Below are 18,587 nucleotides of genomic sequence, written 5' to 3' on the forward strand. Positions count from 1 at the left end.
TGTGCGGTTTTGGCCGCCACGTATGAACGACCTGTGTCGATTCTGCCTCACCGTACGGTCGACGCGTGACCGTCCGTACAGATGTCCGCTTCGTTCAGCCCCGCAGGTCCACCAGCAGCGGTGGCGCGTGCTCGCCCCGCACGCCGGTCAGCGACAGCACGGCGTGTCCCGGCGGGACCTCGTGGGCCAGCTGGGAGGCGGACCAGCGCTCCCGCTCGACCTGCTTGGTGGTCACGGCGTCCGTGGTCACGGCCCGGCCGGTCACCAGCTTGCGCAGGGCGTGGATGGCGCGGGTCATCGGCTGGTGGGCGAAGACGGTGTGCTTGGCCACCTCCTTGGTCTCCACCCACTCGGTGCCCCAGGCGTGCGCGAACCGGCTGCCGTCCCAGGTGGTGACCCCGGCAAGGGCCATACGGCAGCCGACGGCCCCCAGCAGCGGGCCGTGCAGCGCCTCGGGCACGTCGGCGACCGAGCGGAGCGCGAGGACGACTCCGGCGTTCTGCGCGCGCAGCCGCTGGATGCGGCGCACCGACTCGGCGGTGACGGTCCCGGTGGCGTCGTCGAGGACCAGGCAGGCGAAGTGCGGGCGCCGGGTGTCCCGTACGACGGTGTGGAACTGGGCCAGGACCAGCCGGGTGATCAGCCGGGACGCCTCCTCGTGCCCCCGCTCGGGCAGGTCGATGCGGACCCGCAGCGGATGGTGGGCCACGGCGCGCAGCGAGAACGGCCTGCTGTCGCTCGTCCCGCCGCCGAAGAACTCGGCGAAGACCGGCCGGTCGAGGAGCGCGAGCCGGTCGGCGAGGGCCGGGCCGGCGTCGGCCGCGGAGCCGGCCTGCCGCATACGGGCGTCCAGCTCGCGCCGCATCACGGCGTGCTCGTCGGCCGCGAGCCCCGCCCGCAGCGAGGCCAGCGCGCCCGGCTCGCCCTCCAGCAGCTCGCGCAGCACCGGCAGCGGCGGGAAGCGGCCGTGCACGGCCCGGTAGGGGCCGAGCAGTTGGGCGAGCGCGGTGGCGGCGCTCTGGTTGCCGACGGTGTCGAGGTCTCCGACCAGGGCCTCGGCGAGGAAGGCGGCGGCCTCGTCGGGGTCGTCGCACTCGGCGTAGGGATCGAGGTCGTGGGCGGAGGCGGGATCGCCGATCCGCACCACCACGTCGTACGCCGCATCCGGGCCGAGCGGGGTCCCGGCGGCGCAGACGGCGACGACCGCGCACCGGCCGGTGAGCGCCTGCAGCGCCAGCGCCTCGGTGACCGGTCCGGTGACATGCCGGGTCTTGCCGGAACCGGGCGGGCCGACCAGCAGCAGCGAGGTGCCGAGGGCATCCGGGTCCACGGCGGCACCGGCGCCCTCGTAGGCGCGCGGGCCCCGTTCCCCCGGCACCCAGCGCCCGAGGCGTACCTGCCCCTGAAGCAGGTCGTGGCGCGCGGTGCGGCCTGGCAGGTCGCGGGCGCCGGAGGGGTGGGTCCAGGCGGCGCCGCCCTGCCGCAGCACGGTGTCGGTGAAGGCGGCCGGGCGCCCCTCCCGCCGGGCCTCGTCCCACATCCGCTCGACGCGGGCGCAGTCCACGTCGTTCATCCGGCCTCCGGCCACCTCGGCGGCCAGCAGGTCGGCCGCCTGATGCTGCCCGGCGTGGCGCAGCTCGGGCCACTGCGAGCGGGGCAGGTCCGCCGGTGGCGGGGCGGCGGGGTCCGTGGCGATCCGGCGGCGGGCGGCGAGTTCCTTGGCGTACGCCCACCAGCCGCCGATCCGGGCGAACGGCCAGACGACCAGCAGGGTGACGATCGCGTACAGCGTGTCGGTGAACAGCGGGGAGGCGAACAGGCCGTAGCCGCCGGAGACGAGCACGACCAGGGAGAACACCGGGTCGACGACCGGCAGGGGATCCCAGCCGACGCCCGGGAAGGCGCCGGGGAAGACCAGGCTCAGCGTGATCAGGGCGCCGGCCGCGGCGAACAGGGCCCGGGCGGGCTGCGGACGGCGGCCCACGAAGTGCCGTACGACATCGGGCCAGCTGCCGAGCCGGCCGACGGCGTAGACGAGCACGGCGAAGAACACGCCGTCGTAGACCACCATGGCCTCGCGGCCCTGCGTCCCCTTCGGGGACACGGTGCCGCCCCACCACCAGTCGTCCGGCGTGAACAGCTTCAGCGGCGCCCACTGGTACGGCAGGGCGCCCTGCCGCCACAGGGACCATACGAGCAGGCCCACGACCAGCGGGATCAGCAGGCCGACGACCGTGATCGGGGGCAGCCGGTCCGGGGTGCGGGCAGCCTTGGGCGGGCGGTGTCCGAAGCGCCAGATGCCGGGGGCGGCAGTCGGGCGGGGGGTGTCGAGCCAGTCGGCGACGGCGGGCCGCGGGGGCTGCCCTTGCGGGTGGTACTCGTATGCGTCCGGGGCGCCCGGAGGCCGGGTCGGCCGCGGTGGCGTCGCGGGAGCGTCCCGCGGCACCGCCGGGCGGGGCACCGGGTTCGCGCGCTTCGGATGCGTACCCCGGGCGTCCTGCGTCCCGTCGTCCATCGCCCTTGCCCCCTGACCAGCCGTTCCGTCCACCATCAGCGAGTCAATCTAACGCCCGGGCAAGGGGAGTTCACCGATTGCGCACCAACGCGCACACCAGTGGCGCCGGTACTCGGCCCTTCCCGGCCCGCCCCCTTCTATATCCACCACGGACAACCGCGACCGCCGACAACGCCCACATGGAGCATGCCCGCCCCTCCCCCGCCGCCTTAACCTGCGAGAAAAGGAGACAGCGTCCGCCTGATGGCCCACCGCACCCATCCGTCGTTTCCCCTTCACCAACGCAAGATCAGCAGGGAGCCCCCCATGACCGCACTTGAGCAGGAGCGCCGCGTCGTCACCGCCATCCCCGGCCCGAAGTCGCAGGAGCTGCAGGCCCGCCGTACGGCCGTGGTCGCGCAGGGCGTGGGCTCCACGCTGCCGGTCTTCGTCACCCGCGCCGGCGGCGGCATCATCGAGGACGTCGACGGCAACCGGATCATCGACTTCGGCTCCGGCATCGCGGTGACCAGCGTCGGCGCGTCCGCCGAGGCCGTCGTACGCCGTGCCTCCGCGCAGCTCGCCGACTTCACCCACACGTGTTTCATGGTCACGCCGTACGAGGGCTACGTGGCCGTCGCCGAGGCGCTGGCCGAGCTCACGCCGGGCGACCACGCCAAGAAGTCGGCCCTGTTCAACAGCGGCGCCGAGGCCGTCGAGAACGCCGTCAAGATCGCCCGCGCGTACACCAAGCGCCAGGCGGTCGTGGTCTTCGACCACGGCTACCACGGCCGGACGAACCTCACCATGGCGCTGACCGCGAAGAACATGCCGTACAAGCACGGCTTCGGCCCCTTCGCCCCCGAGGTCTACCGCGCCCCGCTCGCCTACGCCTACCGCTGGCCGACCGGCCCGGAGAACGCGGGCCCCGAGGCCGCCAAGGCCGCCATCGACCAGATCACCAAGCAGGTCGGCGCCGACAACGTGGCCGCGATCATCATCGAGCCGGTGCTGGGTGAGGGCGGCTTCATCGAGCCGGCCAAGGGCTTCCTGCCGGCGATCCGCCAGTTCGCCGCCGACAACGGCATCGTCTTCGTCGCCGACGAGATCCAGTCCGGCTTCTGCCGCACCGGCCAGTGGTTCGCGTGCGAGGACGAGGGCATCGTCCCGGACCTGATCACCACGGCGAAGGGCATCGCGGGTGGCCTCCCGCTGGCCGCCGTGACCGGCCGCGCCGAGATCATGGACGCCGCCCACGCGGGCGGCCTGGGCGGCACCTACGGCGGCAACCCGGTCGCCTGCGCGGGCGCGCTCGGCGCGATCGAGACGATGAAGGAGCTGGACCTCAACGCCAAGGCGAAGAACATCGAGGCGATCATGAAGGGCCGCCTCACCGCCATGGCCGAGAAGTTCGACGTCATCGGCGACGTCCGCGGCCGCGGCGCGATGATCGCCATCGAGCTGGTCAAGGACCGTACGACCAAGGAGCCGAACCCGGAGGCGACGGCCGCCCTCGCCAAGGCCTGCCACGCCGAGGGCCTGCTGGTCCTGACCTGTGGCACCTACGGCAACGTCCTGCGCTTCCTGCCCCCGCTCGTCATCGGCGAGGACCTGTTGAACGAGGGCCTGGACATCATCGAGCAGGCGTTCGCGCGCATCTGAGACATCTGAGCGGCGGATACGCACGCCTGACGCAGTCGGCGGCGAGCGTGTGAAGAAGGTGTGCGAGGTGGATGGCAGGACGCCGTTCCGGCTGTTCTGCGTCCACCCGCTGCCGTAGGTTCTCTCCTCAGATGAGAGAAACACCCGCCCACAGGGGACTGTGGGCGGCAGGCCGTAGCCTCCCCAGCTTCGACCTGGCCGTGCCTCGCGCACACACCCGGAGCCGGCAGGCTCCGAACCTCCTCACCGATCGGACGGTCGCCCGCCCCACACCCCCCGGGGCGCGCGACGTTCCGATCCGAACGGCCCGCAACTGACGGACCGTTCCCCGTAGGGCCGGCGCAGCTCCCCCCTTGCGCCGGCCCTTCGGCGTGCGCCGCCGCACCTGCGAAGCTGTGCGTGTGTCGTCTTCGCGGGTTTTCCTGCTTCTCGTCTGGCTTGTCGGTCTTCCGGCCGTACTCTTCTCGCTGATCACCTGGCAGGTCGTCAGCCATGGGCCGCTTCTGGGGGTGGACCGGGGGCTCAGTCGCGTTCTGCTGCATCCGGACCGGGGGTCCGAGCTGCTCGCGGATCTCGGGAACGTGCAGGTCGCGGTTCCGGTGCTCGTGGTCGTGCTCGGGTACGTGGCCTGGCAGGGACGGACCACGGGTAGGGACCGGTGGTGGCTGGGGCCCCTCGGGGCGGCCGGGTTGATGGTACTGGTGCCGGTGTTCGTCGTGCCGCTCAAGGAGTGGACGGCCCGGCACGGCACGGCGGCCGTGCCGCCCGGGACCGGTTACTTCCCCTCCGGGCACACGGCCACCGCCGCCGTCGCCTACGGTGCCGCGACGCTCGTGCTACTGCCCTGGCTGCGCACGGCCACCACCCGCCGCGCCCTCGTCTCCGTCTGCGCCGCGCTCGTGCTCGGTGCGTCGTACGGGCTCGTACGGCGCGGCTACCACTGGCCACTGGATGTCGTGGCCAGCTGGTGCCTGAGCGCCGTGCTGCTCTCCGCGCTGTGGCTGCTGCTCAGCGGCCTCGGCCGAAGTAGGCGTCGAAGTTCTTCTGGAACTCCCAGCTCCCGAACCGGTCCCAGTTGACCGACCACGTCATCAGACCGCGCAGAGCCGGCCAGGTGCCGTGGGTGGTGTACGAGCCGCAGTTCGTCTTCCTGGTCAGGCAGTCCAGGGTCTTGGTGACCTCGGACGGGGAGACGTATCCGTTGCCCGCGTTCGTGGAGGCCGGCATGCCGATCGCCACCTGGTCGGGGCGCAGGGGTGGGAAGACGTTCGTCGCGTCCCCGGCCACCGGGAATCCCGTGAGGAGCATGTCGGTCATGGCGATGTGGAAGTCCGCGCCGCCCATGGAGTGGTACTGGTTGTCCAGGCCCATGATCGGGCCCGAGTTGTAGTCCTGGACATGCAGGAGCGTGAGGTCGTCGCGGAGGGCGTGGATCACCGGGAGGTACGCCCCGCAGCGCGGGTCCTGGCCGCCCCACTTGCCCGTGCCGTAGTACTGGTGGCCCATCTGGACGAAGAAGGTCTCCGGGGCCATGGTCAGGACGAACTTGGCGCCGTACTTCGCCTTCAGGGTCTTCAGGGCCGAGATCAGGTTGACGACCACGGGGGTCGTCGGGTTCCTGAAGTCCGTGTCGTTCGCGTTCAGGGACAGGGAGTGGCCCTCGAAGTCGATGTCCAGGCCGTCCAGGCCGTAGGTGTCGATGATCCTCGAAACGGACGAGACGAACGTGTCCCTGGCCGCCGTCGTGGTCAGCTGCACCTGGCCGTTCTGGCCGCCGATGGAGATCAGGACCTTCTTGCCGGCCGCCTGCTTGGCCTTGATCGCCGCCTTGAACTCGGCGTCGCTCTCGACGTTCGGGCACTCGGTGACCGGGCAGCGGTTGAAGCGGATGTCGCCCGAGGTGACCGACGTCGGCTCACCGAAGGCCAGGTCGATCACGTCCCAGCTGTCGGGGACATCGGCCAGGCGGGTGTATCCGGCGCCGTTGGCGAAGCTCGCGTGCAGGTAGCCGACCAGGGCGTGCGGCGGGAGGTCCGTGGTGCCGCCGGATCCGGCGGTCGTCGTCGCCGTCACCGTCGCCGACTTCGCGGACTCGCCCGCGGCGTTCACCGCCGCGACCTGGAAGCCGTACGCCGTCGAGGGTGACAGGCCGGTGATCGTCGCGGACGTGCCGGTCACCGTCTGGGCCTTCGTGCCGTCGCGGTAGACCGCGTAGCTCGTCGCGCCGGTCACCGGGGACCAGGACAGAGCGACGCTGGTCGAGGTGACGGTGCCGGTCTTCAGGCCGGTCGGCGCGGCGGGCGGTTGCTGGCCGGTGTTGCCGCCCGGGCCGACGAGCGAGAGGTCGTCGGCGTGGTAGGCGCCCGTGCCGTACCAACCGTGGGTGTAGATCGTGACCTTGGTGGTCTGCGCGCCGGTGCGGAAGGTGGTGGTGAGCTGCTGCCAGTCGGGGGCGGACTGGGTCCAGGTGGAGACGTCGGTGGTGCCGGTGCCGCTCGCGCCCAGGTAGACGTAGGAACCTCGGACGTAACCCGACAGCGTGTACTGGGAGTTCGGCTGGACCGGCACCGTCTGCGTGCACTGGGCGTTGTCGCTGCCGGCCGGGGTCGCCTGCAGTGCCGAACTGCCGCTGCGGACCGGAGACTTCACCGTCGTACCGGACCCCGAGCAGGTCCAGCCGTCGAGCCCCGCCTCGAACCCGCCGTTGCGCAGGACGTCCGCGTCGGCCGCTCGCGCGGGCGACGTGAGCGCGGTGACGCCGGGCAGGGCGAGGAGCGTGGCCGTGAGCGCGGCGAGCAGTCGGCGCTTGGCCGGTCCGGCTGGTCTGGCTGGTCTGCGTCTGTCACGGTCCACAACTGCCTCCGGACATGGGGGGATTGGGGAGGGTGGAGCGCGCCCCAACCTGGTCCAGACCAATTAAGTTGTCAAGACCTGTGGCGCCATGAGAAGACCTCCCTCTCCCGCGGACGCGCGGGTCGCGTCACGAGGAAGAGGGAGGTCTCCCCTCAGGCGTCAGCTGTCGAAGCCCAGGCCCAGGCGGTCCATCGTGCGCAGCCACAGGTTGCGGCGGCCGCCGTTCGCGTCGGCGCGGGCCAGGGACCACTTGGTGAGGGCGATGCCGGTCCAGGCGAACGGCTCGGGCGGGAAGGGCAGGGGCTTCTTGCGGACCATCTCCAGCTCCGTGCGCTCGGTGCGCTCCCCCGCCAGCAGGTCGAGCATCACCTCGGCGCCGAAGCGGGTGGCGCCGACGCCGAGGCCCGTGTAGCCGGCCGCGTAAGCGACCTTGCCCTGGTGGGCGGTGCCGAAGAAGGCCGAGAAGCGTGAGCAGGTGTCGATGGCGCCGCCCCAGGCGTGCGTGAAGCGGACGCCCTCCAGCTGCGGGAAGCAGGTGAAGAAGTGCCCGGCGAGCTTGGCGTACGTCTCCGGGCGCTCGTCGTACTCGGCGCGTACCCGGCCGCCGTAGGGGTAGATCGCGTCGTAGCCGCCCCACAGGATCCGGTTGTCCGCGGAGAGGCGGAAGTAGTGGAACTGGTTGGCGCTGTCCCCGATGCCCTGGCGGTTCTTCCAGCCGATCGACGCCATCTGCTCGGCGGTCAGCGGCTCGGTCATCAGGGCGTAGTCGTAGACCGGGACGGTGTAGGAGCGGACCCGTTTGACCAGGTTGGGGAAGACGTTGGTGCCGAGGGCGACCCGGTGGGCACGGACCTGGCCGTAGGGGGTGCGTACGGCCATGCCACTGCCGTACGGCTTCAGTGCCAGGGCGGGGGTGTGCTCGTAGACGCGCACGCCGAGCCGTATGCACGCCTGCTTCAGGCCCCAGGCGAGCTTGGCCGGGTGGAGCATGGCGACGCCTCGGCGGTCCCACAGGCCGGCCTCGAAGGTGGGCGAGGCCACCTGCTCGCGCACCGCCTCCCGGTCGAGGAACTCGATGCCGTCGGCGAGCCCCTTCTGCTCCATCTCCGCGTGCCAGTCCTTCAGCTCCCAGGCCTGGTACGGCTCGGTGGCGACGTCGAGTTCGCCGGTGCGTTCGAACTCGCAGTCGATGGAGTGGCGGGCGACCGTCTCCTCGATGGCGTCGAGGTTGCGGGCGCCCAGTTCCTCCAGCTTGTGGATCTCGCCCGGCCAGCGGGCCAGTCCGTTGGGCAGGCCGTGGGTGAGGGAGGCGTCGCAGAAGCCGCCGTTGCGGCCGGAGGCGGCCCAGCCCACCTCGCGGCCTTCCACCAGCACCACATCCGTGCCGGGATCGCGCTCCTTGGCGATCAGCGCGGTCCACAGTCCGCTGTAGCCGCCGCCCACGACCAGCAGGTCGCAGCTCTCGGCCCCGGTGAGCGCGGGCTCCGGGCGGGGCCTGCCGGGGTCGTCCAGCCAGTACGGGACCGGCTGGGCGTCGGAGAGAGAAGTGATCCAGTCGTTCTCACGGCTCATGGCGCTCGGGGCCATGATGTCAACTCCCTACAGAGTCAATTGTGGTGTCCCGGCGAGGCCGTGCCTCATGCCTTCTGCCGGGTACGGCGATTGCTGACGACCATGCCGGTCACGACGAACAGCACGGCGATGAGGAACATGGCCGTTCCTATGACGTTGATCTGGACGGGGGTGCCGCGCTGCGCCGCGCCCCAGACGAACATGGGGAAGGTGACGGTCGAGCCGGCGTTGAAGTTGGTGATGATGAAATCGTCGAAGGAGAGCGCGAAGGCGAGCAGCGCGCCCGCGGCGATTCCGGGGGCCGCGATCGGCAGGGTGACGCGGGTGAACGTCTGGAACGGTCCGGCGTACAGGTCCTGCGCGGCCTGCTCCAGCCTCGGGTCCATCGACATCACACGTGCCTTGACGGCGACGACGACGAAGCTGAGGCAGAACATGATGTGCGCGATCAGGATGGTCCAGAAGCCGAGCTGAGCACCCATGTTGAGGAACAGGGTGAGCAGCGAGGCCGCCATGACCACCTCGGGCATCGCCATCGGCAGGAAGATCAGCGAGTTCACGGCGGAGCGGGCGCGGAAGCGGTAGCGGACCAGCGCGAAGGCGATCATCGTGCCGAGGGCGGTGGCGCCGATGGTCGCCCAGAGGGCGATCTGGAGGCTGAGCGACAGCGATCCGCACATGTCGGCGACGCCGCACGGGTCCTTCCAGGCGTCCGCGGAGAACTCCTGCCACTGGTAGTTGAAGCGGCCCTTCGGTTTGTTGAAGGAGAACACCGTGACGACGATGTTCGGCAGGAGCAGGTAGCCGAGCGTCAGCAGTCCGGCGATGACGACGAGGTGGCGCTTGAGCCAGTTGACGAAGGCCATTTAAACCAGATCCTCCGTGCCGGACCTGCGGATGTAGACGGTGACCATGACGAGGATCGCGGCCATGAGGATGAAGGACAGGGCCGCGGCCGTCGGATAGTCGAGGATCCGCAGGAACTGTGTCTGGATGACGTTGCCGACCATGCGGGTGTCGGTGGAGCCGAGCAGGTCGGCGTTGACGTAGTCGCCGGCGGCGGGGATGAAGGTCAGCAGCGTGCCGGAGACCACGCCCGGCATCGACAGCGGGAAGGTGACCCTGCGGAAGGTGGTGACGGGCCTGGCGTACAGGTCGCCCGCCGCCTCGTGCAGTCGCGGGTCGATGCGCTCCAGCGAGGTGTACAGCGGCAGGATCATGAACGGCAGGAAGTTGTACGTCAGACCGCACACCACCGCGAGCGGGGTGGCCAGCACCCGGTCGCCGGAGGTCCAGCCGAGCCAGCTGGTGACGTCCAGGACGTGCAGCGCGTTGAGGGCGCCGACGAGCGGGCCGCCGTCCGCGAGGATGGTCTTCCAGGCCAGGGTGCGGATCAGGAAGCTGGTGAAGAACGGTGCGATCACCAGGACCAGGAGCAGGTTGCGCCAGCGGCCCGCGCGGAAGGCGAGCAGATAGGCGAGCGGGTAGCCGAGCAGCAGACACAGGATCGTCGCGGAGGCCGCGTAGAGGACCGAGCGGACGAACTGCGGCCAGTACTCGGACAGCGCGTCCCAGTAGGTCACGAAGTGCCAGGTGACCTTGTAGCCCTCTTCCAGGGAGCCCGTCTGCACGGACGTGGACGCCTGGTAGACCATCGGCAGGGCGAAGAAGACCACCAGCCACAGGATGCCGGGCAGCAGCAGCCAGTACGGCGTGAGGCGGCCCCGTCTGCGCGGTGGTTTCTGCTGGGGGGTGGCGGGCGCCGGCGGAGCGGGCGCCTGGGTGACAGCGGCCATCAGGCGGCTTCCTCCTCCACGGTCTCCACGCCCGCGTCGATGTCCTGAGCGGCGTCCAGGCCGAAGGTGTGGGCCGGATTCCAGTGCAGGACGACCTCGGTGCCGGGCACCAGGCGGGCGTCGCGGTCGATGTTCTGGGCGTAGACCTCGAACTCGGGGCAGGCCGGGCTGTCGATCACGTACTGCGTGGAGACGCCGATGAAACTGGAGTCGGCGATCCTGCCGGTGATGCGGTTGCGGCCCTCGGGAATCTCGCCCGCGTCGTCGGCGTGGGTGAGGGAGATCTTCTCCGGGCGGACGCCGACGAGTATCTTGCCGCCGGTCGTCGCCGGGGCCGAGCACCGCGCCTGGGACAGGGAGAGCTTGCAGCCGCCCGCCTTCAGGACGATTTCGTCGCCGCTCCTGGTGTCGACCTCGGCCTCGATCAGGTTGGAGGTGCCGAGGAAGTTCGCGACGAACGTGGTCTTCGGGTTCTCGTAGAGGTCGGTGGGCGAGCCGAGCTGCTCGACGCGGCCGGCGTTCATCACGGCGACGGTGTCGGCCATGGTCATGGCCTCCTCCTGGTCGTGCGTGACGTGGATGAAGGTGATGCCGACCTCGGTCTGGATGCGCTTGAGCTCCAGCTGCATCTGGCGGCGCAGCTTCAGGTCCAGGGCGCCGAGCGGCTCGTCGAGCAGCAGCACCTTGGGGTGGTTGATCAGGGCGCGGGCGACCGCGACGCGCTGCTGCTGGCCGCCGGAGAGCTGGTGCGGTTTCTTGCGGGCCTGCTCGCCCAGCTGCACCAGGTCCAGCATCTCCTCGACCTGTTTCTTCACGCTCTTGATGCCGCGCCGGCGCAGGCCGAAGGCGACGTTCTCGAAGATGTCGAGGTGCGGGAAGAGGGCGTAGGACTGGAAGACCGTGTTGACCGGGCGTTTGTACGGCGGCAGGTGCGTCACGTCCTGGTCGCCGAGGTGGACGGTGCCGTGCGTGGGCTCCTCCAGGCCGGCGATCATGCGCAGGGTGGTGGTCTTGCCGCAGCCGGAGGCGCCGAGCAGGGCGAAGAAGGAGCCCTGCGGCACGGTGAGATCCAGCGGGTGTACGGCGGTGAAGCCGCCGTAGTGCTTGCTGATCTGGGTGAGGCGGACGTCGCCGCCGTTGTCGTTCGTGCTCTTCATCGTCGTCACGCCCCTGTGAGCTTCGCGAACTTCGCTTCGTAGGCCGCTTCTTCCTTGTCGCTCAGGGCGCGGAAGGAGTGGGACCTGGCCACCATGTCCTTGGTGGGGAAGATCAGCGGGTTCTCCGCCGCCGACTTGTCGATCTTGGCCAGCTCTTCCCGCGCCCCGTCGACGGGACTGATGAAGGCTGTGTAGGAGACGAGCTGGGCGGCCTGTTCCGGCTGGTAGTAGAAGTCGATCAACCGCTCGGCGTTCGCCTTGTGGCGGGCCCCGCGGGGAATCAGCAGGTTGTCGGTGGCCGTCGTGAATCCGGCTTCCGGCATGATGTAGTCGACATCGGCGCTGTCCGATTGGAGCTGGACGATGTCACCGCCCCAGGCGAGGCATACGGCGACGTCGCCCTTGGCCAGGTCGGACGTGTAGTCGTTGCCGGTGAAGCGGCGTATCTGCCCCTTGTCGACGGCCTTCTGCAGGCGGGCGATCGCCGCGTCGTAGTCGTCGTCGGTGAACTTCGCCGGGTCCTTGCCCATGTCGATCAGCGTCATGCCCATGGTGTCGCGCATCTCCGAAAGGAAGGCGACCCGGCCCTTGAGCTTGGGGTTGTCCAGCATGTCGGAGATCGACTTCACCTCGATGCCGTCGAGCGCCTTCTTGTTGTAGGCGATGACGTTCGAGACACCCTGCCACGGGTAGGAGTAGGCGCGCCCCGGGTCCCAGTCCGGGCCGCGGAACTGCTCGGACAGGTTGGCGAAGGCGTGCGGCAGGTTCGCCGGGTCCAGCTTCTCCACCCAGCCCAGCCGGATCATCCGCGCGGCCAGCCAGTCGGTGAGGACCATGAGGTCCCGGCCGGTGTCCTGGCCGGAGGCGAGCTGCGGTTTGATCTTGCCGAAGAACTCGTTGTTGTCGTTGATGTCCTCGTTGTACTTGACCTTGATGCCGGTCTGCCGGGTGAACGCGTCGAGCGTGGGGTGCTGCTTGCCGCTGTCGTCGACGTCGATGTACACGGGCCAGTTGGAGAAGTTGACGGTCTTCTCCTTGGCCGAGTGGTCCTCGGCGGAGGTGCCGCCCCGGGTCTGGCCGGCCGCGGGGATCCCGCAGGCGCTCAGCGCCCCGAGGCCGCCGACCGCCAGCGCGCCGCCGGCGGAGGCGCGCAGCAGCGAACGGCGGCTTAGGGAGGCCCTGCCGCCTCGGATGCTGCGCCGCGGGGCGGCCATCCGGGCCGAGGTGAGGCGGTCGGGCTCGTACTGCTCCATGCGCGTGGTGCCCTTTCGGGAAGATGGCCCGGTCACGGGCCAGGATCGTTGCTATCGGTCCCCGAAGATGGTGCGGTGCCAGTCCTTGCGAGCTACCGCGGTGTTGTCGAACATGACGTGCTTGATCTGCGTGTATTCCTCGAACGAGTACGAGGACATGTCCTTGCCGAAGCCGGACTGCTTGTAGCCGCCGTGCGGCATCTCGCTGATGATCGGGATGTGGTCGTTGATCCACACGCACCCCGCCTTGATCTCCCGCGTCGCCCGGTTCGCCCGGTAGACGTCCCGGCTCCAGGCCGAGGCGGCCAGACCGTACGGGATGTCGTTGGCCAGCCGGATCCCCTCGTCGTCGGTGTCGAAGGGGAGTACGACGAGGACGGGGCCGAAGACCTCCGACTGGACGATCTCGCTGTCCTGGGCGGCGTCCGCGATCAGGGTGGGGCGATAGTACGCCCCGTTCTTCAGCTCGCCCTGGGGCGCCTCGCCGCCGGTGACCACGCGCGCGTAGGCACGCGCGCGGTCGACGAAACCGGCGACGCGGTCGCGCTGGGCGTGCGAGACGAGGGGGCCGAGGTCGGTGCCGGGGGCGAAGGGGTCGCCCAGCCGGACGGTCTCCATCAGGGCGGCCGTCCGCTCGACGAACTCCTCGTACAGGGGGCGCTGTACGTACGCGCGCGTGGCGGCCGTGCAGTCCTGCCCGGTGTTGATGAGGGCGCCGGCGACCGCGCCGTTGACGGCGGCCTCCAGGTCGGCGTCGTCGAAGACCACGAAGGGGGCCTTGCCGCCGAGCTCCAGGTGGATGCGCTTGACGGTGGCGGTGGCGATCTCGGCGACGCGCTTGCCGACGGCGGTGGAGCCGGTGAAGGAGGTCATGGCCACGTCGGGGTGGCCGACCAGGTGCTCGCCGGCCTCCTTGCCGGTGCCGGTGACGATGTTGATGACGCCGTCCGGGATGCCCGCGTCCGTGGCGGCCTGGGCGAACATCAGCGAGGTCAGCGGGGTCAACTCGGCGGGCTTGAGCACGATGGTGTTGCCCGCGGCGACGGCCGGGAGGATCTTCCAGGCGGCCATCTGCAGGGGGTAGTTCCAGGGTGCGATGGAGCCGACGACCCCGATGGGCTCGCGGCGGATGTAGGAGGTGTGGTCGCCGGAGAACTCGCCGGCCGACTGGCCCTGCAGATGCCGGGCGGCGCCCGCGAAGAAGGCGGCGTTGTCGATCGTGCCGGGCACGTCGAACTCGCGGGTCAGCTTCAGGGGCTTGCCGCACTGGAGGGACTCGGCCCGGGCGAAGTCCTCGGCCCGGTCGGCGAGCACGGCCGCGAAGCGGTGCAGCGCGTCCGAGCGGTCGCCGGGGGTGGCGCCCGCCCAGCCCGGGAACGCCTCGCGCGCGGCGGCGACCGCGGCGTCGACGTCGTCGGGGCCGGCCAGTTCGTAGGTGTGGACCTCCTCGCCGGTGGCCGGGTCGACGACCGCGTGGGTGCGGCCCGAGGTGCCCTTGGTCAGCCGGCCGGCGATGTACTGCGCGCCGTCCGCGAAACGGTTCTGCGCCGGAAAACGGTCCTGGGCGGCGTTGCCCGGGTTCTGCATGTCGCTCTCCTCCGCCGTCGCCCCTCGTCACCGAGGGCGGGTGGCGTAGCTCCAGCTCGATTTGAGTGCCGATCCTGACAGAGTTAGGGGACTCCAACAAGTGATTCCGTTGTTGCCTTTTGGTTACGCGACGGAATCTGTCGACCAGGTGTCGAGTCGACACGGAAAAGGAGGGACGGAGTGTCAGTGGTGCGTGCCACACTCGCGTGCATGGGGGAGATCGATTCCAGGGAAGCCCTGGTCAGGGAGGTCCGCGCCGGGAGACAGGTCAAGTACCTGCACTTCTGGGGTCACCGGGCGCGCCCGGACGGCCGGGTGGGCGCGAACTGCCTGAGTCAGTGGTGGCCGTCACCGTTCGTGGTGGACGGCGTGCCGTACGCGACCGCCGAGCACTGGATGATGGCCGGCAAGGCCCGGCTCTTCGCCGACGCGGACGCGGAGCGGCGGGTACTGGCCGCGCGGCACCCGGCCGAGGCCAAGAAGGCGGGGCGACTCGTGCGGGACTTCGACGAGCGGCTATGGGAACGGGAGCGGTTCCGGATCGTGGTGGAGGGCAACGTCCACAAGTTCACCGCGCACCCCGCCCTGCGGGACTTCCTGCTGGCCACCGGCGATCGGGTACTGGTGGAGGCCAGCCCGGTGGACCCCGTGTGGGGCATCGGCCTGGCCGCGACCGACGCCGCCGCGACCGACCCGGAACGCTGGCGCGGCCCGAACCTGCTGGGCTTCGCCCTGATGGAGACCCGGCGCCGGCTGCGAACGGGGGCGTAACGCCTGCCGGCGGTGCGCTGGGCGGCGGTGCGCTGGGCGGAGGTGCGCTGGGCGGAGGTGCGCTGGGCGGAGGTGCGCTGGGCGGAGGTGGGGCCGCGGCGGGCCTGAGCGACGTGCACCTGGGCCGGGGACATAGGGCCGCGGAGGGCGGCCCCCACCGGTGACGCACCCGGCACGGCACAGGACCCGCGGACGCCCTCGGCGGGGACGGGTCGCACAGCGCCCGCCGACGGTGCACCCGGCGGCGGGCGCAAGGCCGCCTGGCGCTGAACCCGGCATGGGCGCAGGGCCGCGCGGAACCTGCCCGACGGCGCGCCCGGCACGGGCGCAGGGTCTGCTCGGCGCTGCACCCGGCGGAGGCGTAGGCCGCGAAGGACCCGCGGCGACGCGCCCTGTCCGGCGCGGCGCAGGGCGCACAAGATCCGCTCAGTGATACGACGCCCCGGCGGGAGCGGGCCACACAGGATCCGCCAACGGCGCACCCGGCGGCGGCGCAGGGCCACCTGCGGTGCGTCCGGCGTGGGTGCAGAGCCGCGCAGGGCCTGCTCGGCGGTGCGCCCGGCGGGACAGAGCCGTCCGGTGGCGCTCCCAGCAGGGGTGCGAGCCGCCCGGCCGTGGGGTCGGCGCGGGCGTGGGGGCGCGTAGTGGCTGCTCGGCGGGGGTGCAGGGCCTTGCCCTGGGGGCGGCGGGGTCAGGGGGCGATCGGGGCGGTCGCCGTGGGGAGGGGGGCGCGGGCGTCGTAGTACGGGTCGGCGTCGATCGAATTCCCCTCATTGATGCCGACCACGATGATGACGATCATCAGGACCAACATGGCGAGGCCGAGGACCAGGCCGATGATGCCCGTGATCAGGCCGGCCTGGGCCTGGCCGTGGTTGTTGGCCTCGCCCCGTTCGGCCCGCCGGCGGCCCTTGACGCCGAGGACCACGGCGACGATGCCGAGCACCACGGAGAACACGCCGTACAGGCAGAACATGCTGCAGGACAGGATGCCGAGCACCATGGCGGCGGTGCCCATCCCGTTCTGCGGGGGCATCGTCGGAGTGCCGGGCCAGCCGTAGCCCTGGCCCGGGTAGCCGGGATAGGTGGGGTAGCCGTATCCGCCCGGGGCGGGGCCGGTGGGGGCGATGGGCGGCGGGGGTACGGCGGAGCCGGCGCCCGGCATGGAGACCACCGTCGCCTGGTCGTGCACGGACGGAGGCGGGAAGGCGAGCGGCTGGTTCTGCGCCGGGTACGGGGCCGACGGCTGCTGCGGTACGGGCGGGTTCTTCTCCAGCGAGGGTCTGTCCACGGGCGGCGCCCACGGGTTGTCGTCGGCTCCCGTGCCCCCACCGGCCTGTGTTCCGTCCGTCATGTCCTCGTCTCCCCCTCATCCGATGGCCCGGCCATGCTACGGCCTCCTCACCTCGGCCCCGACAGCCGGGAGGCCGGCGGACCCGGCCGGGCGCCTACGATGGCCGTGCTCACCGATCAGCCGATCACCCGCGCCGCGCCCACCGGGCGGCGCCCGTCCCGGGGAGGGACCCCTTGACCGACCAGCACGCACTGCGTGACCGGCACTCCTTCATCGCCGGACTGCCCAAGGCCGAACTGCACGTGCACCACGTCGGCTCCGCCTCCCCCCGGATCGTCTCCGAACTCGCCGCCCGCCACCCCGACTCCAAGGTCCCCACCGACCCCGAGGCCCTGGTCGAGTACTTCACCTTCACGGACTTCGCCCACTTCATCGACGTATACCTGTCCGTCGTGGACCTGATCCGCACCCCGGAGGACGTCCGGCTGCTGACCTACGAGGTGGCCCGCGACCTGGCCCGTCAGCAGGTGCGCTACGCCGAGCTGACCATCACGCCGTTCTCCTCCACCCGCCGCGGCATCGACGAGCGCGCCTTCATGGACGCGATCGAGGACGCCCGCAAGGCGGCCGAGGCCGAGTTCGGGACCGTACTGCGCTGGTGCTTCGACATCCCCGGGGAGGCCGGCCTGGAGTCCGCCGAGGAGACCGTCCGGCTCGCCACCGACGACCGGCTGCGCCCCGAGGGACTGGTGTCGTTCGGACTCGGCGGGCCCGAAATCGGCGTACCGCGGCCGCAGTTCAAGCCCTACTTCGACCGTGCCATGGCCGCCGGGCTGCGCTCGGTCCCGCACGCCGGTGAGACCACCGGACCGGAGACGGTGTGGGACGCGCTGAACGAGCTGCGCGCCGAGCGCATCGGCCACGGCACGAGTTCCGCGCAGGACCCGAAGCTGCTCGCGCACCTCGCCGAGCACCGGATCGCGCTGGAGGTGTGCCCGACCTCCAACATCGCCACCCGAGCCGTACGCACCCTCGACGAGCACCCCATCAAGGAGTTCGCCCGCGCCGGGGTCCTCGTCACGATCAACTCCGACGACCCGCCGATGTTCGGCACCGACCTCAACAACGAGTACGCCGTGGCCGCCCGCCTCCTCGGCCTCGACGAGCGGGGCATCGCCGAGCTCGCCAGGAACGCGGTGCACGCCTCCTTCCTCGACGAGGCCGGCAAGGGGCGCATCGTGGAGGAGATCGACGCCTACACCGAGCGGTGGCTCGCACCCGGCCCCCTGACACCATGAACCCCATGCAGACCGTGACGGCCGTGGCGCACCGCGGCGATCCCTACCGCTTCCCCGAGAACACGATCGACTCGTTGCGTTCCGCGCTCGACCGGGGCGCGGACGCGGTCGAGATCGACGTACGGCTGACCCGGGACGGCGTTCCCGTGCTGCTGCACGACGAGTCGCTGAAGCGGCTGTGGGCACACGACCGGCCGCTGCGGGCGCTGTCCGCACGGGAGGTGCGCGAGGTGACGGGCGGCCGGGTGCCCACGCTCGAGGACGCGCTCGCCGCGACGGACGGCAGCCGGGTGATGATCGACCTGCCGGGCCCGGCCCGCCCGCGGACGGTGCGGCGGATCGTCGACGTGGTCCGCGCGTGCGGGGCGCACGACCGCGTGTACTACTGCGCGGGCGCCGAGGCGATGCTCACGGTGCGCGCCGCCGACCCCTCCGCCGAGATCGCCCTGACCTGGACCACGCTCGCACCCCCGCGCGCCGGGCTGCTGGACGCGGTGCGCCCGAGATGGCTGAACTACCGCTTCGGCCTGATCAGCCGTGACCTCGCGGCCCGGGTCCGCCGCGACGGCTACCTGCTGTCCGCCTGGACCCCCGACACCAGCCGCTCCCTGCGCCGCCTCCTCGACCTCGGCGTCGACTCGATCACCACCAACCGCGTCGACGTGCTGTGCGCGCTGCGCCGGCGGCCGGCCACGGCCCCGTAGGGACGGCACCCGGACAACTCCCCTGTTTTTCAGGCCAGTTGGTTCGGGACGGCTCGGGGTCGGGTGCCCTCCTCGCCGACGGTCCGCTGAGCGCCGTACGCCCTGAGGATGATTGAGACAGCCGTTCGAACATCCCGTAGGAGCAG

14 protein-coding genes are annotated in these 18,587 nt (G+C 71.1%); 5 read left to right on the forward strand and 9 right to left on the reverse strand.

The features are described 5' to 3' along the window. Window positions 1-94: 94 nt before the first annotated feature. A complete protein-coding gene (locus ACX25U_RS09975; RefSeq protein WP_454390700.1) occupies window positions 95-2,515 on the reverse strand; it encodes an ATP/GTP-binding protein in 2,421 nt (806 codons plus the stop codon). A 306-nt stretch (window positions 2,516-2,821) separates the two neighbouring features. On the opposite strand from ACX25U_RS09975, the gene gabT reads away from it, so the two are divergent. Together gabT and ACX25U_RS09985 are read left to right on the forward strand one after the other, a co-directional pair. After that, window positions 2,822-4,156 (forward strand): 4-aminobutyrate--2-oxoglutarate transaminase, encoded by a 1,335-nt coding sequence (gene gabT / locus ACX25U_RS09980; RefSeq protein WP_454390702.1) that lies wholly within the window; start codon window positions 2,822-2,824, stop codon window positions 4,154-4,156. Between the two features lie 401 nt (window positions 4,157-4,557). Further along, entirely contained in the window at window positions 4,558-5,235 is a 678-nt protein-coding gene (locus ACX25U_RS09985; RefSeq protein WP_454390704.1) for a phosphatase PAP2 family protein, read from the forward strand. On the opposite strand, the gene ACX25U_RS09990 is transcribed toward ACX25U_RS09985, so the two are convergent. The 7 genes from ACX25U_RS09990 to ACX25U_RS10020 form a co-directional block, all read right to left on the reverse strand. Next, complete coding sequence (locus ACX25U_RS09990; protein ID WP_454390706.1) at window positions 5,165-7,009, reverse strand: chitinase; 1,845 nt, start codon at window positions 7,007-7,009, stop codon at window positions 5,165-5,167. The two genes, ACX25U_RS09985 and ACX25U_RS09990, sit on opposite strands and share 71 nt — an antisense overlap. Before the next feature lie 159 nt (window positions 7,010-7,168). Beyond that, window positions 7,169-8,596 (reverse strand): NAD(P)/FAD-dependent oxidoreductase, encoded by a 1,428-nt coding sequence (locus ACX25U_RS09995; RefSeq protein ID WP_454390708.1) that lies wholly within the window; start codon window positions 8,594-8,596, stop codon window positions 7,169-7,171. A gap of 50 nt (window positions 8,597-8,646) precedes the next feature. Continuing rightward, window positions 8,647-9,447 carry an ABC transporter permease gene (locus tag ACX25U_RS10000; RefSeq protein ID WP_454390710.1) on the reverse strand — a complete coding sequence of 267 codons (801 nt, stop codon included), beginning with the start codon at window positions 9,445-9,447 and terminating at the stop codon, window positions 8,647-8,649. Then, window positions 9,448-10,377 (reverse strand): ABC transporter permease, encoded by a 930-nt coding sequence (locus tag ACX25U_RS10005; RefSeq protein ID WP_454390712.1) that lies wholly within the window; start codon window positions 10,375-10,377, stop codon window positions 9,448-9,450. It lies immediately after the preceding gene. Beyond that, the gene (locus ACX25U_RS10010) at window positions 10,377-11,543 is read right to left on the reverse strand and encodes an ABC transporter ATP-binding protein (RefSeq protein WP_454390714.1); all 1,167 of its coding nucleotides are present in this window, start codon (window positions 11,541-11,543) and stop codon (window positions 10,377-10,379) included. Before ACX25U_RS10010 ends, ACX25U_RS10005 begins: the two co-directional genes overlap by 1 nt. Further along, window positions 11,540-12,787, reverse strand: coding sequence for a polyamine ABC transporter substrate-binding protein (locus tag ACX25U_RS10015; RefSeq protein ID WP_454390716.1), 1,248 nt, complete (start codon window positions 12,785-12,787; stop codon window positions 11,540-11,542). Before ACX25U_RS10015 ends, ACX25U_RS10010 begins: the two co-directional genes overlap by 4 nt. Before the next feature lie 51 nt (window positions 12,788-12,838). Next, on the reverse strand, window positions 12,839-14,374 hold the full coding sequence (locus ACX25U_RS10020) for a gamma-aminobutyraldehyde dehydrogenase (protein WP_454390718.1): 1,536 nt from the start codon (window positions 14,372-14,374) through the stop codon (window positions 12,839-12,841). A 210-nt stretch (window positions 14,375-14,584) separates the two neighbouring features. On the opposite strand from ACX25U_RS10020, the gene ACX25U_RS10025 reads away from it, so the two are divergent. Further along, entirely contained in the window at window positions 14,585-15,145 is a 561-nt protein-coding gene (locus tag ACX25U_RS10025) for an NADAR family protein (protein ID WP_454390720.1), read from the forward strand. Window positions 15,146-15,836: 691 nt separating this feature from the next. On the opposite strand, the gene ACX25U_RS10030 is transcribed toward ACX25U_RS10025, so the two are convergent. After that, window positions 15,837-16,499 (reverse strand): DUF4190 domain-containing protein, encoded by a 663-nt coding sequence (locus ACX25U_RS10030; RefSeq protein ID WP_454390722.1) that lies wholly within the window; start codon window positions 16,497-16,499, stop codon window positions 15,837-15,839. A gap of 173 nt (window positions 16,500-16,672) precedes the next feature. On the opposite strand from ACX25U_RS10030, the gene ACX25U_RS10035 reads away from it, so the two are divergent. Then, window positions 16,673-17,737 carry an adenosine deaminase gene (locus ACX25U_RS10035; RefSeq protein ID WP_454390724.1) on the forward strand — a complete coding sequence of 355 codons (1,065 nt, stop codon included), beginning with the start codon at window positions 16,673-16,675 and terminating at the stop codon, window positions 17,735-17,737. A gap of 5 nt (window positions 17,738-17,742) precedes the next feature. Next, window positions 17,743-18,441, forward strand: a complete 699-nt coding sequence (locus tag ACX25U_RS10040) for a glycerophosphodiester phosphodiesterase (RefSeq protein WP_454390726.1) — start codon at window positions 17,743-17,745, stop codon at window positions 18,439-18,441. The last annotated feature ends 146 nt before the right edge of the window (window positions 18,442-18,587 follow it).

This window comes from Streptomyces sp. JNUCC 63, assembly GCF_054366325.1.

Excerpts from the sequence above, each read along its gene's own strand:
- ACX25U_RS09975 (WP_454390700.1), bottom strand. The coding sequence starts at position 2,515 with ATGGACGACGGGACGCAGGACGCCCGGGGTACGCATCCGAAGCGCGCG.
- gabT (WP_454390702.1), top strand. The coding sequence starts at position 2,822 with ATGACCGCACTTGAGCAGGAGCGCCGCGTCGTCACCGCCATCCCCGGC.
- ACX25U_RS09995 (WP_454390708.1), bottom strand. The coding sequence starts at position 8,596 with ATGGCCCCGAGCGCCATGAGCCGTGAGAACGACTGGATCACTTCTCTC.
- ACX25U_RS10000 (WP_454390710.1), bottom strand. The coding sequence starts at position 9,447 with ATGGCCTTCGTCAACTGGCTCAAGCGCCACCTCGTCGTCATCGCCGGA.
- ACX25U_RS10005 (WP_454390712.1), bottom strand. The coding sequence starts at position 10,377 with ATGGCCGCTGTCACCCAGGCGCCCGCTCCGCCGGCGCCCGCCACCCCC.
- ACX25U_RS10015 (WP_454390716.1), bottom strand. The coding sequence starts at position 12,787 with ATGGAGCAGTACGAGCCCGACCGCCTCACCTCGGCCCGGATGGCCGCC.
- ACX25U_RS10020 (WP_454390718.1), bottom strand. The coding sequence starts at position 14,374 with ATGCAGAACCCGGGCAACGCCGCCCAGGACCGTTTTCCGGCGCAGAAC.
- ACX25U_RS10025 (WP_454390720.1), top strand. The coding sequence starts at position 14,585 with ATGGGGGAGATCGATTCCAGGGAAGCCCTGGTCAGGGAGGTCCGCGCC.
- ACX25U_RS10030 (WP_454390722.1), bottom strand. The coding sequence starts at position 16,499 with ATGACGGACGGAACACAGGCCGGTGGGGGCACGGGAGCCGACGACAAC.
- ACX25U_RS10040 (WP_454390726.1), top strand. The coding sequence starts at position 17,743 with ATGCAGACCGTGACGGCCGTGGCGCACCGCGGCGATCCCTACCGCTTC.